Raw genomic sequence first — 23,053 nt, forward strand, 5'->3', positions numbered from 1 at the left:
CTTTTCCCTCTTCCGCCCGGTCATCGTGATTATCAACGGCGTTAAGCGGCCCGCGCGCGTCGACGGGAATCGAGAGAGATCAGAATCACTGACGAGAGAATGAGCAGCGTGCCCAGCCAGTCCGGCAAGGTAAAACTAATCCCCAACAGCAGTAGCGACAGCAGGGCGCTGCTTAACGGTTCCGCGCAGCTTAAAATGCTGGCTTTGGGGCCACCAATCAGTTGCGCGCCTTTCAAATACAGGCTGAACGTCAGCGACGTACCGATCACCACCAGGTAGAAAAAGGCCAGAATCAGGCTGCCGCTCACCGCAAAGTGCGTTCCTTCTTTAGCGTAGAAGGGCAGCAGAATAAGGCCGCCAAAGGACATACTCCAGCCGACCACTGGCAGCGTGCCGTATTGGGCGATTAGCCTGGAAGGCCAGGTCGTATAAAAGGCGGCGGCAAATGCGGAGGCGATACCCCAGAACAGCGCGGCTGAAGAGATCGACAGCGATGTTGGATTGCCGTGAGTCACCAGTAAAAAGGTGCCGATAAGCGATGTAAGAATGGCGGTTAAGACCAGAATGCCTGGTCGTGTTCTTCGCGCTAATGCAAACCACGCTACAATAATGGTCGGCGATAAAAATTGCAGCACTGTCGCGGTGGCGGCATTGGATTTTTCAATCGTGAGCAGGAAGGTTAGCTGAACGGTGAGCGCGCCCACCACGGAGAAAATCAGCAGACTCAGGGCATCTTTGCGGTTTTTAAGAATTGAAAATATCTTATCGCCGTGCATAAAGGAGAAGGTCACCAGTATCAGCCCGGCGAATAACAAACGTATCATCGTCAGGAACTGTGACGACATACGGCTTTGCTCCATGATGTACTGCGCGCAAACGCCTGAACTCCCCCACAATACGGCGGCAATCAGGACGTTTAGCATCCCTTTTCTGGTGGAACCCATTTTTTCCTCGTCATGTTGTTTTATTTTTTTACGTGCAGGCATCATAACAGAGCTATCGCCGGTATTAAGCAGGAATTTATTGTTTAATGATTTCAGACGAGCTTGTTATCGACATAATATTGTCATTTTTTTGTCATAAGAAAAAATATCAAACAAACTTAAACAGAACGTCACTAAACCCGCCTTTGCACTTTACGGAACATATTGGCTGACTATAATAAGCGCAAATTCATGCAGGAGTAATATGTTGGACAGTCACTTTTACGTAAATCATCTGGCAAGTTAACGCACGCTATTCCTGCGCTGCTTGCCGAACCGGTGGGCAGCAATCTCCCCTTGTGACGATTGTCATCCCAATAATGTTACAACACGCGCATTGTCGCGAGGTAATCGTCATGTTCATGTTTAAACACGCTTTATTTCCTCCGCCGTTAACACGACGCTAATTGCCTCAGGGCAGAAATTTGTCGTGTGCTAAATATAGCACGTACTTATTCTTCCAGAAAAAATGGAGGAACGTATGTTAATGTTTCCTTATATTTTAAATTTACTGGCCGCTATGCTGTTGGGCGCGCTGATTGGCGCGGAAAGACAATGGCGTCAACGTATGGCGGGATTACGCACTAATGCGCTGGTGGCGACAGGCGCCGCCGTTTTTATTCTGAGCTCCATGACGACATCGCCAGACAGCCCCGGGCGAATTGCGGCGCAGATTGTCTCTGGGATTGGCTTTCTGGGGGCGGGCGTCATCATGCGCGAAGGGATGAATGTGCGCGGGCTGAACACTGCGGCAACGCTATGGTGTTCGGCGGGCATCGGCGTGTTATGCGGCTTAGGGCAGTTCAAAAATGCGCTGGCGGCGACGATCATTATTCTTTGCGCCAATATTTTACTGCGTGAAGCGGCGCAGCGTATAAATCAACTCCCGGTATCCGCCGAGGGAGAAAAACGTTATATCCTGAAAGTAACCTGTAATAAAGAAGATGAAAGCGAGGTTCGTCAGTGGTTACTGAATATCGTAAAAGAGGCCGCGATCTGTTTACAAGGGTTAGGTTCGGTCCCCGCTCAGGAACAGGGCTATAAAGAAATTCGTGCCGAGCTCGTGGGTCATGCTGATTATCGTAAAACGCGAGAACTGATTATATCCAGAATAGGTGATAACGATAATATCACCGCAATTCACTGGAGCATTGATAGTCAATAATAGTTTTTTATTCAATTGCAACATTACGCCAGGCGTATAAGGAGGGAATGATGGATATTCCCGAGTCGATAAAATAAAACCCACTCAAAATAGTGAGTAAGCAATAACCTTTTTTATGCATAGATAATTCTCCCGGGGCATTCACCTTCAAATCGTGAGTTTACTATTCCCTGGGCGTGATATGCAGGAAACACTACACCTTAATTTTGGGGATTCATCATGACTGACATGAACATTGAAAACCGGAAACTCAATCGCCCGGCGTCAGAAAATGATAAGCAGCATAAAAAAGTATTTCCGATCGAAGCGGAAGCTTTTCATAGCCCGGAGGAGACACTGGCGCGGCTGAACAGCCATCGTCAGGGCCTCACGATAGAAGAGGCCAGCGAACGGTTGAAAGTGTATGGGCGCAATGAAGTGGCGCATGAGCAAGTTCCTCCGGCGCTGATTCAGCTTCTGCAGGCATTCAATAACCCGTTTATTTACGTTCTGATGGCATTGGCAGGGGTTAGTTTCATCACGGATTACTGGCTCCCGTTACGCCGTGGCGAAGAGACCGATCTCACTGGCGTGCTGATTATTCTGACGATGGTCAGTTTGAGCGGGTTATTGCGTTTCTGGCAGGAGTTTCGCACTAACAGAGCAGCACAGGCGCTGAAAAAGATGGTTCGCACCACCGCCACGGTGTTGCGTCGTGGGCCGGGCAATATAGGCGCGGTGCAGGAAGAGATTCCCATTGAAGAACTGGTGCCGGGCGATGTGGTTTTTCTGGCCGCAGGCGATCTGGTGCCCGCCGACGTCCGACTGCTGGCGTCGCGCGATCTCTTTATCAGTCAGTCAATTCTTAGTGGTGAATCATTACCCGTAGAAAAATACGATGTTATGGCTGATGTGGCAGGTAAAGACAGCGAGCAATTGCCTGACAAAGATAAAAGCCTGTTAGATTTGGGCAATATCTGTCTGATGGGAACCAATGTAACCAGCGGCAGAGCGCAAGCGGTCGTGGTTGCGACGGGAAGCCGTACCTGGTTCGGCTCGCTGGCGAAATCCATTGTGGGTACGCGTACCCAGACGGCTTTCGATCGCGGAGTCAACAGCGTGAGCTGGCTGTTGATACGCTTTATGCTGATCATGGTGCCGGTTGTCCTGCTGATTAATGGTTTCAGTAAGGGAGACTGGGTAGAGGCTTCGCTGTTCGCGCTGGCGGTTGCGGTGGGGTTGACGCCGGAAATGTTGCCCATGATTGTCAGTTCCAACCTGGCAAAAGGCGCGATTGCGATGTCGCGGCGCAAAGTGATCGTCAAACGCCTGAACGCTATTCAAAACTTCGGCGCGATGGATGTGCTGTGTACAGATAAAACCGGCACCTTAACCCAGGACAATATTTTTCTGGAGCATCATCTGGATGTGAGCGGTGTAAAAAGCGGCCGGGTATTGATGCTGGCCTGGCTGAATAGTAGCAGCCAGAGCGGCGCCCGGAATGTGATGGATCGCGCCATACTGCGTTTTGGCGAGGGTCGAATCGCACCATCGACAAAAGCGCGCTTCATTAAACGCGATGAACTGCCATTCGACTTTGTACGTCGCCGGGTATCGGTCCTGGTGGAGGATGCGCAGCATGGAGACAGATGCCTGATCTGCAAAGGCGCTGTTGAAGAGATGATGATGGTAGCCACCCATCTTCGCGAAGGCGATCGTGTGGTGGCGCTGACGGAAACACGCCGCGAGCTACTGCTGGCGAAAACCGAAGATTACAATGCGCAGGGATTCCGTGTATTGCTGATAGCGACACGTAAGCTGGATGGTTCCGGGAACAATCCGACATTAAGTGTGGAGGATGAGACCGAACTTACCATCGAAGGGATGCTCACTTTTCTCGATCCGCCGAAAGAAAGCGCCGGAAAAGCTATTGCCGCGTTGCGGGATAACGGCGTGGCGGTCAAAGTCCTCACCGGCGATAATCCGGTTGTGACGGCGCGTATCTGTCTGGAAGTGGGTATTGATACGCACGATATCCTGACCGGAACCCAGGTTGAGGCGATGTCGGATGCCGAACTGGCGTCTGAAGTGGAGAAACGCGCAGTATTCGCCCGGCTGACGCCGTTACAAAAAACGCGTATTTTGCAAGCGCTACAGAAAAATGGTCATACCGTTGGTTTTCTTGGAGATGGGATCAACGACGCGCCCGCGCTTCGTGATGCGGATGTGGGAATTTCCGTCGATAGCGCCGCCGATATTGCTAAAGAGTCATCAGATATTATTCTGCTGGAAAAAGATCTCATGGTGCTTGAGGAAGGCGTTATCAAAGGGCGGGAAACCTTTGGCAATATCATTAAATATCTGAATATGACCGCCAGCTCTAATTTCGGCAATGTTTTTTCGGTACTGGTAGCCAGCGCGTTTATTCCGTTTCTGCCGATGCTGGCGATTCATCTGTTGATCCAGAATTTGATGTACGATATTTCGCAGTTGTCGTTGCCGTGGGACAAAATGGATAAAGAGTTCCTGCGTAAGCCGCGGAAATGGGACGCGAAAAATATTGGTCGTTTTATGCTATGGATTGGCCCAACGTCTTCTATTTTCGATATCACAACCTTTGCGCTGATGTGGTACGTCTTTGCGGCTAATAACGTAGAGGCGCAGGCGCTCTTTCAGTCCGGCTGGTTTATTGAGGGTCTGCTCTCGCAGACACTGGTCGTGCATATGCTAAGGACGCAGAAAATACCGTTTATCCAAAGTCGGGCGACGTTGCCGGTATTATTGACGACCGGCTTGATTATGGCGATAGGCATTTATATTCCATTCTCACCTCTGGGCGCGATGGTTGGACTGGAGCCGCTGCCACTGAGCTACTTCCCATGGTTGGTGGCGACATTATTGAGCTACTGTCTGGTGGCGCAAGGCATGAAGCGCTTTTATATCAAACGCTTTGGCCAGTGGTTTTAATGATGTTTGAGGATCGCCCAGATGAATCGCTCACCCGATAAAATCATCGCGCTGATATTTTTACTGATTAGCCTGTTGGTGTTGTGTTTAGCCCTCTGGCAAATCGTTTTCTAACGAGGTGACGCCATGCAAAAAAGAGGGTTGGACAAAATTTTTTATCAGGTTGTCCTGATAGCAATCATCCTGATTTTACTGACTATCTGGATACGATAAGCTGCTGTTGGCGAGCCCCGCTTAAAATAAGAATCGATGTAGTTGTTCTTTTTATGGCGGGGCGCTATTTTCATGGTATCCCACATCAGAAGGGCAATATCATGAACAATCGTCGTGGTTTAACCGCCGTCCTGGCGACGTTGATTACGTTTTCCCTGAGCGCTACGCCTGTGCTGGCGAATCCGGGAAATGGCAATGGCGGCGGACATAGTAATAACGCGGCTAATCAAGGTAATAACGGTAACGGGCATAAAGGAAATGCCGGGCAAAGAACGGAACACCGTAAAAATGGCGGTAAACCGGATCACGTCGAGTCGGACATTAGCTACGCTGTCGCCAGGCAACTGGCAGTAAATTTAGGGCTGACGGGTTATCAGTCTTTACCACCGGGGATTGCGAAAAATCTGGCGAGAGGAAAACCGCTGCCGCCGGGAATCGCTAAAAAAACGGTGCCGGCGTCTATGCTGGGACAATTACCTTATTATCCGGGCTATGAGTGGAAAATCGTTGGGGATAATCTGGTGCTGATCGCGCTCAGTACCGCGGTGGTCACGGCGATTATTAATGGCGTATTTGATTAAGAGCCTATCCCACCAGGCGTTATTGGCGCAGCCAGTTTGGACACGGACAGCGCGCAAAAACTGGAGCGTACACGTAGTACGTGAGGTTTGACTCGCTACGCTCGCCCTTCGGGCCGCCGCAAGCGGCGTTCAAAACGCTAATGCGTTTTGGCGAGCACTGCCCAGGACCAAAATGGCAAGTAAAATAGCCCCATTAAATGGGGCTATTTAGCCGCTTCAGGGCGTTATTTATGCGCGTTGAGAATCCAGCAGTTCATTATTTTTTACTACTTCCTGCGCTTTGGTATAACTTTCAATCAGTAGCTGATAGGCCGGGAATATTTTGGTATATACATCCGCCCATTCTGCGGCATCTTCCCTATTCCAGGTACGTTGCAGCTCAGAGGCTACCGCCGCGGTATCCATTGGTACTACGCCCGCCTGCACCACGCGGGCCATCGTAATTTCCTGCGCCATTTTACTGTACGTACCGGAGGCATCAATTACCGCAAATACCTTGTACCCTTCCGCAACGGCGCTGATGGCTGGAAAAGCCATACAGACACTGGTAATAGTGCCAGCGATGATCAGCGTTTTACGGCCTGTCGCTTTTACCGCTTGTACAAAATCGGCATTATCCCAGGCATTAATTTCCCCTTTACGCGCGACATATTGCGCGTGGGGTGCATTCGCATGGATTTCCGGAATCAGCGGACCATTCGGTCCCTGTGGTACGGATGCGGTAGTAATGACCGGCATATTGCATAAGGTAGCGATCTTAGCCAGCGCCGCGGCGCGCGCGCGTAATTCCGGCATCGGCATGTCGCCGACGGTCTGAAACAGGCCACTTTGGTGGTCAATCAGCAGCATTACTGCGTCGTTAGCATCAATGGCAGGGCGTTGACCGTTAAAATTCGCGGGTGTAGACATAATTCATTCCTTGTTGTTGCCTTTCACTGATAGTCACTATCAGTGTTAAAGTCATTAATCGCCGGGGCGATTTCCGTTTTTAAGCTGATGACAGTAATCCGTTGCCGATCCTGGATTACCCTGGTGAGTTCTTTCTGAAGGAATATTCATCGGCATCACCTTCAGTCGATTTACTTTCACGCGAATCTGTTATCACAACAATATTCATATTATGAATAAATGTTTCTATTTTACATGTCGGAGAGGATTATTGATTGAAAAAACAGGCTATATCCCTACAAATTGTTTCTGATAGATAGTTTTAAACTTATTTAGTATAAGTTTGAAATAGTTCAATTAAGAGTTAACTTATTTATGTTTAAATAATATAAAGCACAGCTTAAATATTAAGTGGGAAGCGCACTGATATTAAGTATGGCTACTGTAAATCTTAATAAATTGAAAACTATCCCTACATAACGAGTGCTGCTTTTTTGGATATTACAAGCCATTATAGAGAACACGTTCAATAAAACCCTGTCTTTCATATGATATAGATTGTCAGGATATATTTTCTCATGATTTATCTATGAGATATTAAAGCGTAGTGGCACAGTAAATTTGGCCACTTGATTAAAGGTGATATTCTCACCTCAATACAAAACAGGAGACTTAACGAACAAGAAAACCAAACGTACTTTCACCCCTGAGTCTGCTATAATGAGAAAAGCGGTGTCTACGCTTACCTGTTAATGTCTTATGCCTCTCGCTCTTCTATATGATCGGTATGTGCAGGGGACAATCCATGTCCTGCTACGCAGCCACAGCATCAGACTATACTCAGTGGTGTCTATTAACCCTCTCCAACTACGTTATGTTTTGGCATGGTAACAATGCGATGTTATGGATAATTAACGATAATATTGAATTTAATCCAGAAATGAATCGCCTGGCGTCATTATCGAGGCCAGATCTCAACATTATTCTGACAACGCCCGCCAGCCGCTGCTTGCGCCTTCTGCTGGAAAACGCCCCCTCCGTCGTCTCACAACAAACATTCTTTCAAAAAGTGTGGGAAGAAGACGGCATGGTGGTGTCGGCAAATACGCTTTATCAGAATATCTCCATTATTCGCCGCGGATTACGTACCGTTGGCGAAAATGAAGATACGCTGATAATCACGGTTCCGCGTAGAGGCTTTCAGATTGAGCCTGGTGTGAGCATCATGACCATCCGCAAAGACTTCGCTCAGGCAATAGAAAAAAAGGGTGAGACGCCACCGCGTATGTCAGGGCGTTGGTTTAAACATTATGTACCTGTACTTTGGATGACCGGGACATTTGCTGTCGGTATTTTGCTTGGCACTATCAGCTGGCAAACCGTTCCCGATAAGGATTTTTACGATCGCTACACGCTGGTTGAAACAACTCAGGGCTGTCATTTTTTCTCGCGGAATGAAGATATCGAAAGCGGCAGCCGCTTTGCAAGCTATAAGTCAATGATTCTAAAAACCGGTATGGATTGTCAGAAATACCCATGGGTCTATTTCCCTTCCAGCAGTCGCACCCCAGCGGTTACGGCATTGATTTGTCAGCAACCTTATAAAACGCACGGTGATACAGGTTGCGTGACGCTTTTTTTCCGCGGGGTGACACATGGGTAAAAAGGCACTGATGTTAGCCTGCCTGACTCTACTGTTTCTGGGAGTAGGGCTTGGGCATCTTTTTCATTTGTATACGGAAAAGAACCGGGATCCAGAGAAATGTACGGCGCCTGTGATTGTGTTTTATAACAATACTCAGGCTAACCTGACGCTGGACTTTATGTATTCGCTGAAAAAACGCACTGGTGTGGTTTCCATCAGCGGAACATATTACGTCGATAATAAAATGAGCGGCGTGATCCGCCGTGATGTTTCCTATGTATGGAGTGAAAATAAAGACAGCACCCATTTTATATCGACGGATATCAACAAAGTCACGCGTGACGAAACACTGTCCGATGCGGTTATCGAGACGGTTTTACCCGATTTTTATGTCTATCCAGGGAAAAGTATCAGTTACACCATCCTGACTCAGGGCCATCGTGGCTTTATGTTCACCATCGGGAAACGCCCGATATTTTTCTGTACGCATTAAGCTTTTTTGGGAGCCGTTCATGAAACCTATCAGCCAAATGAAAGCGTTTCCGGGTAAAAGCCGCTGAAGATCAGCGGCTCTGTTGTTACCTGAATCAGAAACTGTATTTCATCCCCAGCATTCCTTGGGTATCACTATAACCTGTGTCACCCACCTGTTGCGCCACGTTACCCCATACGTTCAGGCGCGGGGTAACTTGTCCTTCAATACCCACTTTCAGTTCTCCAATATTCTTCGTACCACGCATATCGCTGCTGACATCGTCCATCTTCACGCTGGCAGGCTGCGTATTATGGATCCAGTTCGCTTCCACGAATGGCTGGAACTCTCGAGATTTATCGTTATCAATAGCATTGTGGCCGTTAATATAGGCTTTTACGCCCATGCGGGTTAGCAGATTACCGGCGGTATCATCCTTGACGAGGGTACCATTGGCTTCGCGATTGTCGTCAGCCTGCACGCCCATCCATACCACCTGCGCTTTGGGCTGCAACCAGTAGCTTTGATGCGCGCTTTCACCTAACCTGAAGCTGTAACCGGCTTCAACCGAGGCGGTAATTCCTTTGGATTTATATTTCTCAGCGGCCTGATCCTGACCCATAACCTTGTTATCAAACCAGTTGTACAGCATCCAGGTATCCACATAAGCCCCAGACCGATCGATATTGTTAGCATACCAGGTGCCGTAAAGGCCGACGCTGTAACCGGTGACTTGACCACGGGAATGATAGTCACTCACGGACGACTGCGTGCGGTTCTGGCTGTTGGCATAACCTGCCATTGCACCAATATGCCAACGGTCAAGACCGTCAGTGCTCCACTGTGCCAGATCGCCTCCCAGTTGTAACACATAGCTGTTGATGCGGGTTTTTAGCTGCCCGCTGCCATCGTTGAAGCGAGTATGGGCGCCGACGTTACGCATCCACAGGCTGGTGACCTTCTTCTCACCCGTCAGCATGTCGGTGTACTGGGTTTCACCCAGACGGTCATGGAGACGCGTCATGAACAGCGTATTTGCCGCATAGTTGTTGGCAAGATAGCTGCCCACTTCCGGACGGAACTGATGTTCTGTTATCGGCGGTGTGTCAGATTGCCCTATGTCAGGAATTGTCGGATCAGGGATGACCGGGTCTACTGGCTCAGGGTCTACAGGATCAGGGTCCACCGGATCGGGAATAACAGGGTCAGGGATAACCGGGTCTACAGGATCAGGGTCTACCGGATCGGGAATGACAGGGTCAGGGATAACTGGGTCTACTGGATCAGGAATAATCGGTTCGTCCGGCTCAATGTAGCTGGTCAGATACCAGTTTTTACCTTTCTGCACCACGTTGTAGTCATAGGCTCCGGCAACAATACGGCTTGCTTTTTCGAAAGTACCGTTGGAATTGCCAGCAACGTTAACAATTTCAATACCTTCAATGGTTTGCGCCCCGGCTCCTCCAATATTATTTACTGCAACAAATGTGTTGCCTGAAGTATTGCCGAGAACCTGCAGCCTGTCCGTTTCGGAATCATCATCGTTGAGCACAGTATTAAAGACCAGCTTACCGCCGTTGCCTACATAATCTTCATTGATGGTGAGCGTTTGCCATGGTTCGCCATCTTCATGGCTGAAGTTAATGGTTGCGCCACTATCCAGCGTCAGGTCAGTGAGCGTTGAGCTGCTGGTCATATTCCAGGTCGCATCGCTCATTTGTACAGAGATAACGCCTGTGCCCGCCGTAGCGCTGGTGATGTACGACGCCCCGTCCCATCGCGAGTTGTCCGTCATATTGAGCTTAATTGTACTGTTCTGCTGCGGTAGCGTACCGCTGGCAGCGGTGGCGCCAGCAGCACGAATATCACCGTCGATGACGAAACGACCTCCTGAAGAACCGTCAACAATGCCGCCAGTCTCCGTGCTGATGGCGTAACTTTCGCTACTGTTATCGCCCGCCATAGTAATAGCCGCACCGCCTGCCAGATTAATGGCGCCTCGGGAGAGGGCGTATAAACCGGCAGGAGCTTTACTATAGGATGCAGCCTTACTGGCGCTGTTAACGCTAATAGTGGCATTCTCTCCCAAATTAACGGTAGCGTTAGTTGCATATACCGCGTGTGCGCTGGCACCGTTCACCGTAATAGTAGCGTTGTTGCCAAGCTCGGTTCTGGAGGAGGATGCTGCGTAAATCCCCGTTGAGGATGCGCCGGAGGTTTCGATGGTTGCATCGTCACCCAGACGAATCAACGAACCGCTTTGTCCGGTACGCAGCCCCTCCGAACTGTCGCCGGTAGTAACAATATGTGCACGATTGCCGACGACAATCGTATTTTTGGCACGTGACGCATCCCGCATGGCGTTAGCTGTAATGCCACGTCCCTGGCTACCGGTCGTTTTGATATACAGATCGTCGCCGACGTAAATATTGGCCGATCCGGTCCAACCCTGGCCCAGTGAGTTATATCCGGCGTTAATACCGTCACCATCCTGACCATCCACGTAGATGTTGGTACGGTCACCGGTAATAATAAATACCGGGTTATCCGGAGTATTTGCGCCGTGAGTACGGATGCCATCGACGTCTCTACCATTATTCGCGGCATTCGCCGACTGCGTCCGAATGGTCAGGTCGTTGCCAAAAATCACGCCCGGACTTCCCGTCCCGCTGTTCTGAATAACCGTGACAGTGTGTTCAAACGCCTCCGCGCCCGGCCCATTAAGCGTGAGGCCATTGCCATAAACCGGGATGGTGCCGGTGTTCCACTGATAAACGTAGTTGGGCATAGTACCGACTTTGGTGAAACCGGTACTGGCCTGAGCGGGAATAATAGCCTGTAATTCCGGCGGCAACTGGCTGACCAGCCCACTGGATGGCAGACTATCAACGTCAACCCAGGCCGCCTGGGAGGGAAATACCATAGAGGCTAACGCTGCTGATACCGCTATGGCGATGAATGAGTAATTTTGGGGAGTTGGCATTCTGCCTCCTGCATTATGGCGTAAAGCGTCTTCCACATCGCAATAATATGGAAATAATAAAAATGGAAACGGATCTATAAAATATTTGATATTATTTTCTGAATGCTATGCCCTAGCTTATTTTCAAGCCGCAGCTTATGCACATAAAGTTTCTTAATATCAATATTGTCAATATTTACAATCTGCTGAATACTTATTCCTGATACAAAGCGCTTCAGTAATATAAATTCCGTATAGTTAAGCGTTCGTCCACGTTTACTGTTGGCGAGCCGACCGGTAAACAAGCGGTGCATCTTTTGCTGTTGCACAATATCATCGTCATCGGAATAAATAATTCCTTGTATTTTATTGCTTTTCAAAATCCAGTAATTGGCCAGCGGAGTTAAACTTCTGTCAGAAATCAGGACAATATGCATGCCACTGTCTGCCAGACTGTCAGCCCATTGCAGATCGGTAAATCGTCGAAGATTCGGGAAAGAAAAATCAACAAAGATAAAACCGCTGGATAAATGGTTGTGTCTATCAAGCAATAACTTTTCAATAAACCCTTTTTTCAGGAAAGCATTACCATCTGGCCAGATGGAAAATGCCGCATTATGACAGTATTGCACCCGTACTGCGCTGTCAGGGAATAATTGACAGGATAAATCGCAACTAATGCAATGGACAATTTGTGAAGGCTTTCTCATCATCCTGAACGACTCCCGTCGATGTTTCTATTAATATTTCATTGGTAAATAAATGTGTCAATCCAGATAATATACTGTGCTACGGCTGTCAAAAGTCGCGAAATATTGTCAGTGTCATAAACTCCTGGAAAGACCTAAAATACAGCTTTAAGGAACCATGACAGATCCGACAGTCGTAATACATCATTTCGGATTTGTATTTCACCCATTGGGATTTTTATACAGTATCTCCAATATCATAAAAAGTCTTAAAACAGCACTATTTGCTAAATCATGAGAGTGATAAATAATGGTTCTCAATACCATCTGTCTGCTGTCTTCGTCACTATCGGGGTGATGTGATGAAATATAAAAGTAATTCCTGTAAACCTGTAATGAATTCTTATTATTAAAACCTAATTTAAGATTTTTTCTTTTATTGCATTGTTATTCAATGACTTAATGGTGACATTTGTGCTCTCATCAACTTCTTATATACAAATTTAAGACTATTTTATAGAGACGCATGTAAACTTTAAGGGGGGTAATGCTAATGCCATGAGAACATTTTGTAACTTAATGCCGGGAGTTATACCTTGCCAATAAGTTGATCTGACTTAATTCTGATCGTGACAGTCTGAGCAACCGACAGACTTATCGGTCGAAACAACTTCAGCTTCTGGCTTCTCTTTTCAATTGCTCATCTGATGAAAACTCTTTCCCGGAGCACATTAGTGAGAAACAGGATGTGGTGAAACCCAATGTCCATAGATATAGTCAGTCACTTCAGAAATATCCGCCTCCTGGCAGATATTTTTAACCGCTCGCCCAGCTTCGACCAACTTAATTACGGCGATGTTCTGATGCTCAGTAAGACGGACTTTACGCATAGAGATTCCTTCGTTAGCAGATCGATGACGTGATCTCTAAATGTGAATAGCACGATTATGTGGAGTAATATGAGCACATGGTATAAGAATGTATACGGATATTTTACTGCTGAAATATAATAATGGGAGGGGTTATGAATAAACAGGACGTATGGGAGAGAAAGGGTATAAAGATAAAATGCTTGCAGTATCTAATAGATAACAATGAAAAATCAGGTAATTGAGAAACTATTCAGTGTTTAGGTTGATGTGATATTAAGTCATTCAGCCGCTACAGCGCATTATCAGGATAATTTCGTCTGGATAAAACGGAGGAGGGAATCGCCACAGGTTTAACAGACACCGCTGAGTCATTTAAGATGACTTAAAGAGAGGAGCCCATGAGCGGTAAATGTTATCCCGAAGCGTTTAAAATTAAAGTGGTAAAACAGGTTATTGAGCGCGGCCATTCTGTTTCCAGCGTCGCAACACGTCTTGATATTACTATCCATAGTCTTTACGCCTGGATAAAGCCGCCACATTCACGACGGCATCATGTTGACCTGAATCTGACGGGGCATACAGGCAGTTCTGGCTGGAATCGGGCTGTGTTTATGGTTATCGCACGATCTGTCTCGATCTGCTGGATATCGGGAACAATGCGGTGTAAACAAAGTCTGGTGGTTGATGCAACGTGTGGAGATAAAGGCTCAGGTCGGATACCGAAGTCCACGGGCGCGTGGCGATTCATTTTATTGAGGTCAGAAGAGGCTAATTGGCGGAAGATCACAGGAGTCGAACCTGCCCGGGACCGCTGGCGACCCCAACTGGATTTGAAGTCCAGCCGCCTCACCGGAGACGACGATCTTCCGCGCCTCGATTGCTACATGGAGGCGCGCGCATTATAGCTACTTCCTGGCGTTTCCACATCCCCTCCCGTGCTTTTTTAACTTCCCTTTCCTTCTGCCATGATCGGTTTCATATAAACCCCCATAAAATCCATTAGTTACATTTCATCACACTTTTTGGCGCTACCCTGATCACAGAAAACAAGAATCGTAATTTGATAACCAAATAACGGAATATTCACGCTCGCAGGGAAGGTTTACAAAAACTGTAACCGGTATCAGTGAGCGTTGTGAGCGTTAAGGATGCGTAATGAAAAGTGAAATTCTCTCCGTTAAGGAGAAGATTGGCTATGGTATGGGCGATGCCGCGAGCCACATCATCTTTGATAACGTCATGTTATATATGATGTTCTTCTATACCGATATTTTCGGCATTCCCGCTGGTTTTGTTGGCACCATGTTTTTACTGGCGCGTGCGCTTGATGCCATCTCCGACCCTTGCATGGGCCTGCTGGCCGACCGTACCCGCTCTCGCTGGGGCAAATTCCGACCCTGGGTGCTGTTTGGCGCGTTGCCGTTTGGTATCGTTTGTGTGCTGGCTTATAGCACGCCGGATCTCAGTCTGAACGGCAAAATGATTTATGCCGCCATCACCTACACGTTGCTCACCCTTCTGTACACTGTGGTCAACATCCCTTACTGCGCGTTGGGGGGTGTAATAACCAATGACCCAACGCAGCGTATCTCCCTGCAATCCTGGCGCTTTGTGCTGGCAACGGCGGGCGGAATGCTTTCTACCGTACTGATGATGCCTCTGGTGAAACTGATTGGCGGCGAGAATAAGGCGCTGGGCTTCCAGGGGGGTATCGCAGCGCTCTCGGTGGTGGCGTTCCTGATGCTGGCGTTCTGCTTCTTTACCACCAAAGAGCGCGTTGAAGCGCCTGCCACCCATACCTCCATGCGTGAAGACCTGCGTGATATCTGGCACAACGACCAGTGGCGCATAGTCGGCCTGCTCACCATCCTGAATATTCTGGCGGTATGCGTGCGCGGCGGGGCGATGATGTATTACGTCACCTGGATATTGGGCAAACCGGGCGTGTTTGTCGCCTTCCTCACCACCTATTGCGTCGGCAACCTGATTGGCTCGGCGCTGGCAAAACCGTTGACCGACTGGAAATGCAAAGTGAGCGTTTTCTGGTGGACCAACGCCTTACTCGCAGTAATCAGCGTGGCGATGTTCTTCGTACCGATGCACGCCACGATCGCTATGTTCGTCTTTATCTTTGTGATTGGCGTATTGCACCAGTTAGTCACGCCTATCCAGTGGGTGATGATGTCTGACACCGTCGACTACGGCGAATGGTGTAACGGCAAACGCCTGACGGGGATCAGTTTTGCCGGCACGTTGTTCGTACTGAAACTGGGTCTTGCCCTCGGCGGGGCGCTGATTGGCTGGATGCTGGCAGGCGGCGGTTACAACGCGGCGGCGAAAACGCAAAACAGCGCCACGATCAGCATCATCATCGCTCTGTTCACTATCGTCCCGGCCATCTGTTATCTGCTGAGCGCCGCGATCGCTAAACGCTACTACACCCTGAAAAGCCCGTTCCTGAAAACCATTCTGGAGCAACTGGCGCAGGGCGCACACCGCAACGAACAAGAATTTACCCATAAAGAATTGCAAAACTAAAGGAACAGACTATGAAAATTAGCGACGGAAACTGGCTGATCCAGCCTGGCCTTAATTTGATTCACCCGGTTCAGGTGTTCGACGTTGAACAGCACGGGAATGAGATGGTGATCTATGCCGCGCCGCGCGATGTCCGCGAACGAACCTGGCAACTGGATACCCCGTTGTTTACCCTGCGCTTTTTCTCGCCGCAGGAAGGAGTGATAGGTGTACGGATGGAACACTTCCAGGGCGCTTTGGATAACGGCCCACATTATCCGCTCAATGTCTTGCAAGATATCAACGTAGAGATGCAGAACAACGCTGAATTTGCCGAACTCAAGAGCGGCAGCCTGAGCGTGCGCGTCACCAAAGGCGAGCTCTGGTCTCTGGATTTTCTGCGTAACGGTGTACGTATCACCGGTAGTCAGTTGAAAAATAACGGCTATGTGCAGGACACCAATAGCGGGCGCAACTACATGTTCGAGCGTCTGGATCTCGGCGTGGGCGAAACCGTCTACGGGCTTGGCGAGCGCTTTACCGCGCTGGTGCGTAACGGTCAGACGGTGGAGACCTGGAACCGCGACGGCGGCACCAGCACCGAGCAATCGTACAAGAATATCCCGTTCTATATCACCAACCGTGGCTACGGTGTGCTGGTGAATCATCCGCAGTGCGTGTCGTTTGAAATTGGCTCCGAGAAAGTCTCCAAAGTCCAGTTCAGCGTTGAGAGCGAGTATCTGGAATACTTCGTCATCGACGGCCCGACCCCGAAAGACGTGCTGAACCGCTATACCCAATTTACGGGTCGTCCGGCGCTGCCGCCCGCCTGGTCGTTTGGCCTGTGGCTGACCACCTCATTCACCACCAACTACGACGAAGCGACCGTTAACAGTTTTATCGACGGTATGGCCGAGCGCAATCTGCCGCTGCACGTCTTCCACTTCGACTGTTTCTGGATGAAAGCTTTTCAGTGGTGCGATTTTGAATGGGACCCGGTGACTTTCCCCGATCCGAAAGGGATGATTCGCCGCCTGAAAGCGAAAGGGCTGAAAGTCTGCGTGTGGATTAACCCCTACATCGGCCAGAAATCCCCGGTCTTCCAGGAGCTGAAAGAGAAAGGATATTTGCTAAAACGCCCGGACGGCTCCTTGTGGCAGTGGGATAAATGGCAGCCGGGACTGGCGATTTACGACTTCACCAACCCGCAAGCCTGCGAATGGTATGCCGACAAGCTGAAGGGCCTGGTGGAGATGGGAGTGGACTGCTTCAAAACTGACTTCGGCGAACGCATTCCAACGGATGTGCAGTGGTTTGATGGTTCAGATCCACAGAAAATGCACAACCATTATGCCTACATCTACAACGAACTGGTGTGGAACGTGCTGAAAGAGACCGTCGGCGTTGAAGAGGCGGTGCTGTTCGCCCGTTCCGCCTCGGTGGGCGCGCAACAGTTCCCGGTGCACTGGGGCGGCGACTGCTACGCCAACTACGAATCGATGGCGGAAAGCCTGCGCGGCGGGCTGTCCATCGGCCTGTCAGGGTTTGGCTTCTGGAGTCATGATATTGGCGGATTCGAGAATACCGCGCCGGCGCATGTCTACAAGCGTTGGTGCGCATTCGGCTTGCTCTCCAGCCACAGCCGCCTGCACGGTAGCAAATCCTACCGGGTTCCGTGGGCCTATGACGACGAGTCCTGTGACGTGGTGCGCTTCTTCACCGAACAGAAGTGCCGGATGATGCCGTATCTGTATCGGGAAGCGGCGCGCGCCAACGAAGCCGGTACACCAATGATGCGGGCGATGATGCTGGAGTTCCCGGACGATCCGGCGTGTGATTATCTTGATCGCCAGTACATGCTGGGAGATGCGGTCATGGTAGCGCCGGTATTTAGTGAAGCGGGCGACGTGGAGTTCTACCTGCCAGAAGGCCGCTGGACGCACCTGTGGCGCAACGATGAAGTGCAGGGCAGCCGCTGGCATAAACAGCAGCATGACTTCCTGAGTCTGCCAGTGTACGTGCGTGACAATACACTACTGGCGCTGGGCAACAATAGCCAGAAGCCCGATTACGCCTGGCATGAGGGTACGGCCTTCCAGTTATTCCATCTGGATGACGGCTGCGAAGCGGTCTGCGAAGTCCCTGCTACGGATGGTTCGACAATCTTTACGCTGCAGGCGAAACGCACAGGCAATACTATTACGGTGAGCGGCGAAGGCAAGGCGCGCAACTGGACGCTGTGTCTGCGTAATATTACGCAGATTAGCGGTACCAAATGCGGCTCATATGCGGGAAGTGAACTGGGCGTAGTGGTCACCCCGCAGGGAAATGAAGTGGTGATTACGCTTTAAATCTGAATCGCCGGATGGCGCCGTGAGCTGCGCTTATCCGGCCTACAAATGAGCAAGAACCGTAAGCCCGGTAAGCGCCATCGCCACCGGGCAAGCCCTCAATTACAGCGTTGGCTCCGTTGACGTAACTTCCCCGCCGGACACCACGCCCGCTTGCATCGTCTGTGTTATCTGCTGCTTTTGTGCGTTGACCGCGTGTAATTGCCCGTTTACCGTCGGTTTCAACGGCGCATCGGCCTGAATATTGCCGCTGGCCGTGAGCTGAATATTGCCATCGCCAGCAATCGGTAATGCCGGCCAGCCCCACTGCTGTAGCACATCCATTGGTACGCCGCGTCCGTTCAGGCTGATTTGCGTCTGACGCTGCGGCAGTTGCGATACGCTGGCAGTGGCTTCCAGTATCCCTTTTCCAGTAAACGCGCTCAGATCGCTGATGTTGACCGTGCTGGCATTAGCCGTCAACGACAGCGACGGGCGGCGCACGTCCACACGGTTAAAGGTTGCCGCTGCGGCGTTGAGGGTCGCATTGCCGCTCCAGACGCCCCATTGATGATGTTGTACCAGCTCCAGGTTTGCGCCGTAGCCGTCCAGAGCGGTGATTTGCCACGGGAAGGCCGGGTCGATATCGATCACCAGATTGCGGCTGGCGCTGAATTTTTTCAGCGTCAGGCTGTTCAACCAGTCGGGCAACGGCTTCATCCATAACTGCTTCCAGTTTTCCGGCAGCGTATACTCCAGCCCGGCGATAGCGGTATCGTCCAGAATCAGCGCTTTGCTCTCGCGTAACCAGGCGCCGGAGGTTCTGACCATACCGCCTTCCCAGCGGGTGGTGAACTGGCGTAGCGCAACGCCCTGTGGTGAAAATTCGGCGTTCAGGATTGGATCGAGCAAGTGCAGTGAGCCGTAAATAAACTCGCTGGCGTTCATCGATAATTTACCTTCCCGACTTTGCCAGTCTTCTTTGCGCAGAGTCAGATTGCGCAAACTCAGGTCAAGATCGGTGACTGCCCAGTCTGGTCCTTGCAGGCTGGAGTCCGTCACTTCAAGACGACCAATCTGCAAAGATGGAACCGTAGTCAGCGGCGCGAAAAACTCGCTCAGGGATTTATCGCTTTGTAACCGAATATCATTCAGCCGCAGATTTTCAACGACCCAACTACCATCAGCGTTACGTCGGGCGACGCCGGTTAACGCTCCGCGCGCCATATCGGCGCCGACGGTGTTTAACATCACCTGATTATGGTCGATACTGCCTTCAATAAGCACATTAGTGGCGGGAACGTCGTTTAACGTCAGCGAACCGGCGCTCAGTTGGATCTGGGCTTTATTGCCCAATACCCGACCGGCTTCGGGGCGCCAGGGCATAACGCCGCCGTTAACGCGCTGGGCGCTCAACCGCCATTCGCTGCCGGGACTATTGAGCGCCATATTGCGAAGTTGCAGGCGGTCGGCCTCAAACGGGAAAGGGGCGGTTTGCACTGAAATATTCAGCGTGCCGTCCTGTAACAGAATCGTGTCGACATGCAGCGGCGCGGTTAACTGGCGAATGCTCAGACCGATATCTACGGTTTTCGCGACCAGGGTAGCAGGCTGACCATCACGACCAAAGGTCACATTCTCCAGTAAAAGATGGGATGGGGCGGAAAAACGATGATCCATCACGTCGAATGTGAGGTGATAGCCGCTGTTCTCTGATACCCAGTTGCTGACATGATCTGCGCCCCAGCGCGTTTGCAGCAGAAAATAAAAGCCGAAAATCACCACTAAACAGGCGATCAGCACGTAGAGAAGCAACCTCCCAATCAATTTCATGGTCTTCCATCCCGTGAAATGTACATAGGGGATTTATGCACGATTTGCGTGCAATCCTCAAGACAGGAATGGTGAAAGAGCGTTACAGCAGCGGCGAATCGTGTCGCCGCCGCAGGGTTTTTACGGTTTTTCCGGCGGGAGAATCAGGTTCAGCACGATAGCCGTGATGCCGCCAGCGGCAATTCCGGATGAGAGCAGATTTTTCACCCATTCCGGCGCGAACTGCAGGATCTGCGGCTGTTGCGAAACGCCAAGACCCACGGCCAGCGACAGGGCGATGATCAGAATCGCGCGGCGGTTCAGCGGCTCACGCGAGACAATACGCACCCCGGAGGCGGCAATGGTGCCGAACATCACTAACGTGGCGCCGCCGAGCACCGGTTCCGGGATATGCTGCACAAAACCGCTTACCGCCGGGAACAGGCCGAGCACAATCAGCATCAGCGCGACGACAAATCCCACATAGCGACTGGCGACGCCGGTCAACTGAATGACGCCGTTGTTCTGACCGAAACAGGAATTAGGGAACGTATTAAATACCGCTGAAACAAATGAGTTCAGGCCGTTAGCCAGTACGCCGCCCTTTAGCCGTTTCATGTACAAGGGGCCGGATACCGGCTGCTCGGAGACATCAGAGGTGGCGGTGATGTCGCCGATGGTCTCCAGCGACGTAATCATAAAGACCAGCATCAACGGCAGTAACAGGTTCCAGTCAATGCCCAGACCATAATACAGCGGGGTCGGCACCATCAGGATGTCCTGTGAGACCGGCGCGTTATTCTCAGGCAACATGCCCATAAACCAGGCCAAAAGATAGCCTGCCGCCATGGCAATAACCAAAGAAGCCACGCGCAGGTAGGGATTACGCTGCCGATTCAGCAGGATAATAATGGCCAGGACGACGCCGGCCAGCAGCAGGTTTTTCGGTGCGCCAAAGGTGTTGTCGCTCATGGCGGCATAGCCGCCGCCGATGGAGGTTAGCCCCACCTGAATCAGCGACAGGCCAATAATCATCACCACTACGCCGGAGACTAACGGCGTGATAATCCGGCGCGCCAGATGTAGAATGCGAGAAAGCACCATCTCGGTGCAGCTTGCCAGCATCAGCGTGCCGAACAGCGCCGCCATCATCGTCGGGACGTCCGCGCCGCCGGTTTTCAGCGCGGTACCGCCCATAATCAGCGGGGCGACAAAGTTAAAACTGGTTCCCTGGATGGATAACAGCCCCGATCCTACCGGCCCCCACGCTTTGATTTGAATAATAGAGGCTACGCCGGAGGCGAACAGCGACATGCTGATAATGTGCTGCGTATCCTGCGCCGGTAAACCCAACGCCTGGCAGATTAACAGCGCTGGCGTGATTACCGCGACAAACATGGCCAGCAGATGCTGACAAGCGGCAAAAAGGGTTTGAGGGAGCGGCGGGCGATCTTCAAGACGGTAAATTAATTCGCTGTTTTGCGTCTGCGCAACCGGTTGCGCATCTGCCGGCTCGATGGCGTTAACGGACATCAGGGACATTCTCGTGGTGGAAAAGCGGTGATTTTATCTGACCAGATGGTAAAAGCAAACGATTGCGAGCGAATATTCTTAATATTTAAAAAAGATAAATGCACCTTTTTATATAACTTTTTGCCTTTTTCTGCTTAAAATCCATGCCGAAGACTCGCAAAGAGCTAAAAAACTGACTCAGGAAATGATTTGTGCGCACGTGTCACAGCGCACTACAGGAGCTTTAAATGTTTGAACTCGATACCTTATCGACCCTTGTCGCCGCCACGCTGGTGCTGCTACTGGGTCGCAAGCTGGTCCAGTCTGTCTCCTTACTGAAGAAATATACGATTCCGGAGCCGGTGGCAGGGGGGTTACTGGTCGCGGTTGCTCTGCTTGTGCTGAAAAAAAGCGTCGGTTGGGAAGTCAACTTTGATATGACCCTGCGCGATCCGTTGATGCTGGCGTTTTTCGCGACGATCGGCCTTAACGCTAACCTTGCCAGCCTGCGCAAGGGGGGACGCGTTGTTGGCGTCTTCCTGGTCGTCGTGGTCGGATTACTGCTGATGCAGAATGCCATCGGTATCGGCATGGCGAGTCTGTTGGGGCTGGACCCGTTAATGGGGCTGATTGCCGGGTCAATTACGCTGTCCGGCGGACACGGTACCGGCGCGGCGTGGAGTAAACTGTTTGTCGAACGTTATGGTTTTGCCAATGCCACCGAAGTTGCGATGGCATGTGCAACCTTTGGCCTGGTGCTGGGCGGGTTGATTGGCGGCCCGGTAGCGCGTTATCTGGTGAAACACTCCACCACGCCGGATGGAATGCCTGACGATCAGGCCGTGCCGACAGCCTTTGAAAAGCCGGATGTGGGCCGTATGATCACCTCTCTGGTGCTAATCGAAACCATCGCCCTGATTGCTATCTGTCTGACCGTGGGCAAAATCGTAGCGCAGCTACTGGCGGGAACGGTGCTTGAACTGCCGGTCTTCGTTTGTGTGCTATTTGTTGGGGTGATCCTCAGCAATGGCCTGGCGCTGTTGGGTTTTTATCGCGTATTTGAGCGTGCTGTTTCGGTGCTGGGGAACGTGAGTCTGTCACTGTTCCTGGCAATGGCGCTGATGAGCCTGAAGCTGTGGGAACTGGCGTCGCTGGCGCTGCCGATGCTGGCGATTCTGGTGGTACAGACCATCTTCATGGCGCTGTACGCGATCTTCGTTACCTGGCGCATGATGGGGAAAAACTACGATGCGGCGGTGCTGGCGGCGGGTCACTGTGGTTTTGGCCTGGGCGCAACGCCGACCGCCATTGCTAATATGCAGGCGATTACCGACCGTTTTGGCCCCTCGCATATGGCGTTCCTGGTGGTGCCAATGGTCGGCGCGTTCTTTATCGATATCGTCAATGCGCTGGTGATTAAGCTGTACCTGATGTTACCGATTTTCGCGCAATAAGGGTTTGTACGG

General features: G+C 50.8%; 16 protein-coding genes, 1 tRNA gene and 2 pseudogenes. 11 read left to right on the forward strand and 8 right to left on the reverse strand.

All coding sequences use genetic code 11. The annotated features are described in order from the left end of the window. Positions 1-41: 41 nt before the first annotated feature. Complete coding sequence (locus ACLJRS_RS16565) at positions 42-944, reverse strand: EamA family transporter (RefSeq protein ID WP_001682335.1); 903 nt, start codon at positions 942-944, stop codon at positions 42-44. Between the two features lie 508 nt (positions 945-1,452). On the opposite strand from ACLJRS_RS16565, the gene ACLJRS_RS16570 reads away from it, so the two are divergent. The 5 genes from ACLJRS_RS16570 (at position 1,453) to cigR (ending at position 5,888) form a co-directional block, all read left to right on the forward strand. Further along, positions 1,453-2,148, forward strand: coding sequence for an MgtC family protein (locus ACLJRS_RS16570; protein ID WP_000392700.1), 696 nt, complete (start codon positions 1,453-1,455; stop codon positions 2,146-2,148). A 219-nt stretch (positions 2,149-2,367) separates the two neighbouring features. Continuing rightward, positions 2,368-5,094, forward strand: coding sequence for a magnesium-translocating P-type ATPase (gene mgtA / locus ACLJRS_RS16575; RefSeq protein WP_000131285.1), 2,727 nt, complete (start codon positions 2,368-2,370; stop codon positions 5,092-5,094). A gap of 21 nt (positions 5,095-5,115) precedes the next feature. Then, complete coding sequence (mgtR, locus tag ACLJRS_RS16580; protein WP_001082117.1) at positions 5,116-5,208, forward strand: protein MgtR; 93 nt, start codon at positions 5,116-5,118, stop codon at positions 5,206-5,208. Between the two features lie 12 nt (positions 5,209-5,220). Beyond that, the gene (gene mgtU, locus ACLJRS_RS16585) at positions 5,221-5,307 is read left to right on the forward strand and encodes a magnesium transporter protection protein MgtU (RefSeq protein ID WP_252515021.1); all 87 of its coding nucleotides are present in this window, start codon (positions 5,221-5,223) and stop codon (positions 5,305-5,307) included. 101 nt (positions 5,308-5,408) lie between these two features. Then, positions 5,409-5,888 (forward strand): anti-virulence regulatory inner membrane protein CigR, encoded by a 480-nt coding sequence (gene cigR, locus ACLJRS_RS16590; RefSeq protein ID WP_001065327.1) that lies wholly within the window; start codon positions 5,409-5,411, stop codon positions 5,886-5,888. Positions 5,889-6,116: 228 nt separating this feature from the next. Here cigR and ACLJRS_RS16595 read toward each other — a convergent pair whose 3' ends face one another. After that, positions 6,117-6,797: an isochorismatase family protein gene (locus tag ACLJRS_RS16595; protein WP_000106461.1), complete on the reverse strand. Its 681-nt coding sequence runs from the start codon at positions 6,795-6,797 to the stop codon at positions 6,117-6,119. 784 nt (positions 6,798-7,581) lie between these two features. On the opposite strand from ACLJRS_RS16595, the gene ACLJRS_RS16600 reads away from it, so the two are divergent. Together ACLJRS_RS16600 and ACLJRS_RS16605 are read left to right on the forward strand one after the other, a co-directional pair. Beyond that, the gene (locus tag ACLJRS_RS16600) at positions 7,582-8,439 is read left to right on the forward strand and encodes a winged helix-turn-helix domain-containing protein (protein ID WP_410957863.1); all 858 of its coding nucleotides are present in this window, start codon (positions 7,582-7,584) and stop codon (positions 8,437-8,439) included. Between the two features lie 10 nt (positions 8,440-8,449). Then, the gene (locus ACLJRS_RS16605; RefSeq protein ID WP_001521985.1) at positions 8,450-8,914 is read left to right on the forward strand and encodes a hypothetical protein; all 465 of its coding nucleotides are present in this window, start codon (positions 8,450-8,452) and stop codon (positions 8,912-8,914) included. A 94-nt stretch (positions 8,915-9,008) separates the two neighbouring features. On the opposite strand, the gene misL is transcribed toward ACLJRS_RS16605, so the two are convergent. From misL to ACLJRS_RS16620, 3 genes and pseudogenes are all read right to left on the reverse strand, one after another. Further along, entirely contained in the window at positions 9,009-11,876 is a 2,868-nt protein-coding gene (gene misL / locus ACLJRS_RS16610) for an intestinal colonization autotransporter adhesin MisL (protein ID WP_001143038.1), read from the reverse strand. 74 nt (positions 11,877-11,950) lie between these two features. Beyond that, positions 11,951-12,568 carry a helix-turn-helix transcriptional regulator gene (locus ACLJRS_RS16615; protein ID WP_000984807.1) on the reverse strand — a complete coding sequence of 206 codons (618 nt, stop codon included), beginning with the start codon at positions 12,566-12,568 and terminating at the stop codon, positions 11,951-11,953. Positions 12,569-13,290: 722 nt separating this feature from the next. Then, positions 13,291-13,434: pseudogene (locus ACLJRS_RS16620) on the reverse strand (transposase); the annotation flags it as partial. A gap of 380 nt (positions 13,435-13,814) precedes the next feature. Between ACLJRS_RS16620 and ACLJRS_RS16625 the strand changes: the two are divergent. Further along, a pseudogene (locus tag ACLJRS_RS16625) lies at positions 13,815-14,154 on the forward strand (transposase); the annotation flags it as partial. Between the two features lie 35 nt (positions 14,155-14,189). On the opposite strand, the gene ACLJRS_RS16630 reads toward ACLJRS_RS16625, so the two are convergent. After that, positions 14,190-14,284 (reverse strand) — tRNA-Sec (locus tag ACLJRS_RS16630). Positions 14,285-14,571: 287 nt separating this feature from the next. Here ACLJRS_RS16630 and ACLJRS_RS16635 point away from each other — a divergent pair. Both ACLJRS_RS16635 and yicI read left to right on the forward strand, forming a co-directional pair. Further along, positions 14,572-15,954, forward strand: a complete 1,383-nt coding sequence (locus ACLJRS_RS16635) for a glycoside-pentoside-hexuronide family transporter (protein ID WP_000834261.1) — start codon at positions 14,572-14,574, stop codon at positions 15,952-15,954. Between the two features lie 11 nt (positions 15,955-15,965). Next, positions 15,966-18,284 carry an alpha-xylosidase gene (yicI, locus tag ACLJRS_RS16640; protein WP_000702994.1) on the forward strand — a complete coding sequence of 773 codons (2,319 nt, stop codon included), beginning with the start codon at positions 15,966-15,968 and terminating at the stop codon, positions 18,282-18,284. 102 nt (positions 18,285-18,386) lie between these two features. On the opposite strand, the gene ACLJRS_RS16645 is transcribed toward yicI, so the two are convergent. Next, complete coding sequence (locus ACLJRS_RS16645) at positions 18,387-20,096, reverse strand: AsmA family protein (RefSeq protein ID WP_000766668.1); 1,710 nt, start codon at positions 20,094-20,096, stop codon at positions 18,387-18,389. A gap of 120 nt (positions 20,097-20,216) precedes the next feature. Next, positions 20,217-21,608, reverse strand: a complete 1,392-nt coding sequence (gene xanP / locus ACLJRS_RS16650; protein WP_000115428.1) for a xanthine/proton symporter XanP — start codon at positions 21,606-21,608, stop codon at positions 20,217-20,219. Between the two features lie 227 nt (positions 21,609-21,835). On the opposite strand from xanP, the gene gltS reads away from it, so the two are divergent. Further along, a complete protein-coding gene (gene gltS, locus ACLJRS_RS16655) occupies positions 21,836-23,041 on the forward strand; it encodes a sodium/glutamate symporter (RefSeq protein ID WP_000462247.1) in 1,206 nt (401 codons plus the stop codon). Positions 23,042-23,053 lie beyond the last annotated feature (12 nt).

The sequence above is a fragment of the Salmonella sp. SAL00670 genome (assembly GCF_046552235.1).
GTDB classification, from domain to species: Bacteria; Pseudomonadota; Gammaproteobacteria; order Enterobacterales; family Enterobacteriaceae; genus Salmonella; species Salmonella enterica.

What these genes read in the sequence shown, in the direction of transcription:
- ACLJRS_RS16605 (WP_001521985.1), top strand. Translation starts at nt 8,450, where the DNA reads ATGTTAGCCTGCCTGACTCTACTGTTTCTGGGAGTAGGGCTTGGGCAT.
- ACLJRS_RS16565 (WP_001682335.1), bottom strand. Translation starts at nt 944, where the DNA reads ATGGGTTCCACCAGAAAAGGGATGCTAAACGTCCTGATTGCCGCCGTA.
- ACLJRS_RS16645 (WP_000766668.1), bottom strand. Translation starts at nt 20,096, where the DNA reads ATGAAATTGATTGGGAGGTTGCTTCTCTACGTGCTGATCGCCTGTTTA.
- misL (WP_001143038.1), bottom strand. Translation starts at nt 11,876, where the DNA reads ATGCCAACTCCCCAAAATTACTCATTCATCGCCATAGCGGTATCAGCA.
- yicI (WP_000702994.1), top strand. Translation starts at nt 15,966, where the DNA reads ATGAAAATTAGCGACGGAAACTGGCTGATCCAGCCTGGCCTTAATTTG.
- ACLJRS_RS16570 (WP_000392700.1), top strand. Translation starts at nt 1,453, where the DNA reads ATGGAGGAACGTATGTTAATGTTTCCTTATATTTTAAATTTACTGGCC.
- cigR (WP_001065327.1), top strand. Translation starts at nt 5,409, where the DNA reads ATGAACAATCGTCGTGGTTTAACCGCCGTCCTGGCGACGTTGATTACG.
- mgtA (WP_000131285.1), top strand. Translation starts at nt 2,368, where the DNA reads ATGACTGACATGAACATTGAAAACCGGAAACTCAATCGCCCGGCGTCA.
- mgtR (WP_001082117.1), top strand. Translation starts at nt 5,116, where the DNA reads ATGAATCGCTCACCCGATAAAATCATCGCGCTGATATTTTTACTGATT.
- ACLJRS_RS16615 (WP_000984807.1), bottom strand. Translation starts at nt 12,568, where the DNA reads ATGATGAGAAAGCCTTCACAAATTGTCCATTGCATTAGTTGCGATTTA.
- ACLJRS_RS16595 (WP_000106461.1), bottom strand. Translation starts at nt 6,797, where the DNA reads ATGTCTACACCCGCGAATTTTAACGGTCAACGCCCTGCCATTGATGCT.
- ACLJRS_RS16600 (WP_410957863.1), top strand. Translation starts at nt 7,582, where the DNA reads ATGTCCTGCTACGCAGCCACAGCATCAGACTATACTCAGTGGTGTCTA.
- gltS (WP_000462247.1), top strand. Translation starts at nt 21,836, where the DNA reads ATGTTTGAACTCGATACCTTATCGACCCTTGTCGCCGCCACGCTGGTG.
- xanP (WP_000115428.1), bottom strand. Translation starts at nt 21,608, where the DNA reads ATGTCCGTTAACGCCATCGAGCCGGCAGATGCGCAACCGGTTGCGCAG.
- mgtU (WP_252515021.1), top strand. Translation starts at nt 5,221, where the DNA reads ATGCAAAAAAGAGGGTTGGACAAAATTTTTTATCAGGTTGTCCTGATA.
- ACLJRS_RS16635 (WP_000834261.1), top strand. Translation starts at nt 14,572, where the DNA reads ATGAAAAGTGAAATTCTCTCCGTTAAGGAGAAGATTGGCTATGGTATG.